The sequence below is a fragment of the Rudaea sp. genome (assembly GCF_036383415.1).
Lineage (GTDB): Bacteria > Pseudomonadota > Gammaproteobacteria > Xanthomonadales > Rhodanobacteraceae > Rudaea.
This window is the reverse complement of record NZ_DASVOK010000279.1, coordinates 1-3,751: the sequence shown is the minus strand read 5'-3', so window position 1 is coordinate 3,751 and position 3,751 is coordinate 1. Positions and strand designations below refer to the sequence as shown.

General features: G+C 65.3%; 4 protein-coding genes. 1 reads left to right on the top strand and 3 read right to left on the bottom strand.

Going from position 1 to position 3,751, the window contains the following annotated elements:
* On the bottom strand, positions 1–1,151 hold a 1,151-nt coding region (locus tag VF497_RS10520), incomplete at its 3' end, for a M48 family metallopeptidase (protein WP_330888418.1).
* A gap of 82 nt (positions 1,152–1,233) precedes the next feature.
* Positions 1,234–1,821 (bottom strand): LemA family protein, encoded by a 588-nt coding sequence (locus tag VF497_RS10515; RefSeq protein ID WP_330888416.1) that lies wholly within the window; start codon positions 1,819–1,821, stop codon positions 1,234–1,236.
* Positions 1,822–1,947: 126 nt separating this feature from the next.
* On the opposite strand from VF497_RS10515, the gene VF497_RS10510 reads away from it, so the two are divergent.
* Positions 1,948–3,378 carry a serine hydrolase domain-containing protein gene (locus VF497_RS10510; RefSeq protein ID WP_330888414.1) on the top strand — a complete coding sequence of 477 codons (1,431 nt, stop codon included), beginning with the start codon at positions 1,948–1,950 and terminating at the stop codon, positions 3,376–3,378.
* A gap of 78 nt (positions 3,379–3,456) precedes the next feature.
* On the opposite strand, the gene VF497_RS10505 is transcribed toward VF497_RS10510, so the two are convergent.
* The coding region (locus VF497_RS10505) for an energy transducer TonB (RefSeq protein ID WP_330888412.1) at positions 3,457–3,751 on the bottom strand (295 nt) is incomplete at its 5' end.

Sequence of the window (3,751 nt, the reverse complement as noted above, 5' to 3'; positions counted from 1 at the left end):
CCGACCTGAGGCAGGACGCCGACCGAGGGAGGTACTGCTTCGTCGCGGTGCGCGGCAGTCTCCGTGCCGGCGGGCGCCAGGCCGCTGAGCGACACTTCCGCACCTTCGGCATCGAAGGCCTGCACCGGCGCGCTCCAGGCCTTGGCGATCGCGACCAACTCCTGCGGATCGAAGCGTGGATCGATCGCGAGGATGCGCTTGTGCAGCGGCGGATGCGTGGCGAACAGCGCGGAGTAACCGACGCCATCGCCGAAGAACATGTGCGCGGCTTCTTCGCGTTCCGGCGTTTCCAGCTTCGAGCCTTCGGCGAGGCCGGCGATCTTCTTCAGCGCGCCGGCGATGCCCTGCGACTGGCGCGTGAACTGTACGGCCGAGGCGTCGGCGAGGTATTCGCGCTGACGCGACACGCCGGCCTTGATCAGGCGGCCAAAGAACAAGCCGATCGAGCCGATGATCAGTAGCGCGATGCCGAGGAACACCTGCCAGTTCGAGTCGCGCCCGCGCCCGCTCCACTGCAGCATCTTGCTGCCGACGATGCCGATGACGAGGATGCCGAACAGCACGCCCATGAGACGGATGTTCAGGCGCATGTCGCCGTTGAGTACGTGGCTGAATTCGTGCGCGATCACGCCCTGCAGCTCGTCGCGCGTGAGCTTGTCCAGGCAGCCTTTCGTCACCGTCACCGCAGCGTCGGAAGCGGTGTAGCCCGAGGCGAAGGCATTGATTCCCGGCTCGTCCTCGAGCACGTAGATCTCGGGCACGGGTACGCCCGAGGCGATCGCGATTTCCTCGACGACGTTGCGCAGACGCTTGTAGGCGAAGTTGGAGGCGATGGCCGGATCGTGTGGATCGATCAGGGTCGCGCCGAGCTGGCGCGCGACCACGCCGCCGCCGGCGCGCAGGCTCGAGATCTTGTACAGCATCGAGAAGCCGATCACCGCGAGCACGACCAGTGTGGTCGCGACGAGCACGCCGGTCTGCGGCGACGCGGCCGTGCGATAGGCGTTGCGGTGGCCGTTGCCCATGACGCCGAACGCAACGGCAACGACGAGGTCGACCGCGACGACGATGCACACCACCGCGATGGCGAACAGGATGAGCATGCGCCGCGTCTGCGCACGGGCGCGATCCTGCTGGGCGAAGAAATTCATCTGCGAGGCGCGGATGGGTGCCAGGAAACCGGGAACAGAAAACGGCTTCCGCCGCTCTCCTGCTCCCTTTTCCGTTCCCGCTTTAGGAGAACGATACCTTGACCGCCTTGCGCGCTTCCTGCGACTCGATCTCGAGTGGCGTCGCCGGGGTGAAGGCGAACGAGTTGGCGATGATCGAGTTCGGGAACACTTCGCGCTTGTTGTTGTAGAACAGCACGCCGTCGTTGTAGGCCTGACGCGCGAAGGCAACCTTGTTCTCGGTCGAGGTCAGCTCCTCGGAGAGCTGCATCATGTTCTGGTTGGCCTTGAGGTCGGGGTAGGCCTCGGCGACCGCATTGAACTTCAGCAGCGCCTGCTGCAGCTGCGTCTCCGCGCCTGACAGGGCCTGCATCGCCGAGGGATCGCCCGGATTCGCCTTGGCCGCGGCAAGTCCGTTCATCGCCGCACCGCGCGCGGCGGTGACCGCCTGCAGCGTGTCGGCTTCGTGCTTCATGTAGCCCTTCGCGGTCTCGACCAGATTCGGGATCAGGTCGTAGCGACGCTGCAGCTGCACATCGATCTGCGCAAACGCGTTCTTGTAGCCGTTGCGTGCGGTGACGAGACCATTGTAGATGCCGACCAGCCACAAACCGACAACGACGATGACGGCCAGCAGAATTAGTGCAGACATAACATTTTCCCCGTTTTTTGGCGCTAGAATGGCGCCCCGTGCGAAAGCATAGCACGGGGTTTTTGTTCGGATTGTGCCCGTGCAACAACAAGATCCACGCACGGAGCACGACCCGATGAACACGACATGGCCCTTCGACCGCACGCATTGCTGATCCTCGCAACGTTGAGTCTGGCCCCGGTCGCGGTGATAGCCGCAACGCCGACTTCCAACGACGCCACGAAGAAAACGGCCACGGCCGCGTCCACCAGGAAACAAGCCGCAGCAAAAAACTCCATCGCCGCATCGACGGCGAAGCCGGCGATCAAGTCGAAGGCCGCGGCCAAGCGCGCGCCGGTCGGCGAAGCCGCTGCGGAAGAAGCCGAATCCGAAGACATCACGCCCATCGTCAAGGGCGAGGCCGCGCGCAGCGCCGGCGATGCCAACACTTCTGCCGCCGAACTCGATCGCCTGCTCGACAAGGTCGAGGAAGGCGATCGCATCGCCGGCCTCGCCGTCGCCGTGGTCAAGGACGACAAGGTGCTGCTGCAGCGCGGCGTCGGCTATGCCGATGCGAAGGCCGGCCTGAAAGTGACACCCGATACGGTGTTCCGCCTCGCCTCGTTGTCGAAGGCGTTCGCCAGCGCGACAGCCGCGATTCTCGTCGACGACGGCGCGTTCTCGTGGGACACGACCGTCGCCAGCCTCGTGCCCGCGTTCGAGCTGATCGACGCCGACGCGAGCAGCAAACTCACCGTGCGCGACGTGCTCAGCCAGCGCGTCGGCCTGCCGCACAACACCTACGATCGCATGATCGAGGCGAACGAACCTTATCCGCTGCTCGTCGATCGGCTCAAGGAAGTGCCGATGACTTGCGACGTCGGCGAATGCTATGGCTACCAGAACGTCACCTACTCGCTGATCGGCGACGTGATCTACGCGACCACCGGCGATTTCTTCAGCCATCAGGTCGAGAAGCGCCTGTTCCGTCCGCTCGGCATGACCACGGCGAGCTACGGCCGCGAGGCACTCGAGTCCAGCGTGAGCTGGGCGCGTCCGCATGTGCACGGTCGCGGAGGTTGGGTGCCGTTCGAGAATCGCGAAGGCTATTACCACGTCGCGCCTGCAGCCGGCGTCAACGCCAGCATCAAGGACATGACCGCCTGGCTGATCGCGCAGATGGGTGGGCGCCCCGATGTGCTCAGCGCAGCCGAACTCGAGACGCTGCACACGCCGCAGATCGACACGCCGCACGAGCGTCGCGTCGCGCCGTGGCGGCGCGCGCGCGTCAGCGATTCGCAGTACGCGCTCGGCTGGCGCGTGTTCGACTACGCCGGTGAAACGCTGGTCTTCCATGCCGGCTACGTGAAGGGCTATCACTCGATGATCGCGTTCTTCCCGAAGACGCGCTTTGGCACGGTAATGCTGTGGAACTGCGAGACCGCACTGCCCTCGGGCCTGCTGCCGATGCTGCTCGACCGCTATCTCGGCCTGCCCGAAGTCGATTGGGCCGGGCTCGATGCGCCGGCCACGCCCGTGCCGAAACGCGCGCGCGTCGTGGCCGGCCGCAAGCACTGATTTTTTCGTTGCGCAAAACAAAACGCCGCTCCCGTTTGCGCGGGAACGGCGTCGCTTCGTCAGCGCCGAAGCCGGTGCTTACTTGTCCGGCAACTTGAACTCGATGCGCGTGCGCATCTGCTGTTCGGCCGGCTGACCGTTTTCGAGGCGCGGCTGGAACTTCCACTCCGTGATCGCGCGCAGCGCTGCCGTATTGAACAAGCGCGGCGGATTGGCGTTGACCACGCTGCCATTCTTGACGCTGCCGTCGGCGGCGACGGTGAACGCGACTTCGACCCAGCCTTCCTGGCGTGAGCGGAATGCATCGGGCGGATAGCGCGGCGCCGACTGGCTGGTCACGACAGCGGCACGCGTTTCACCTGCGGGCGCCGCG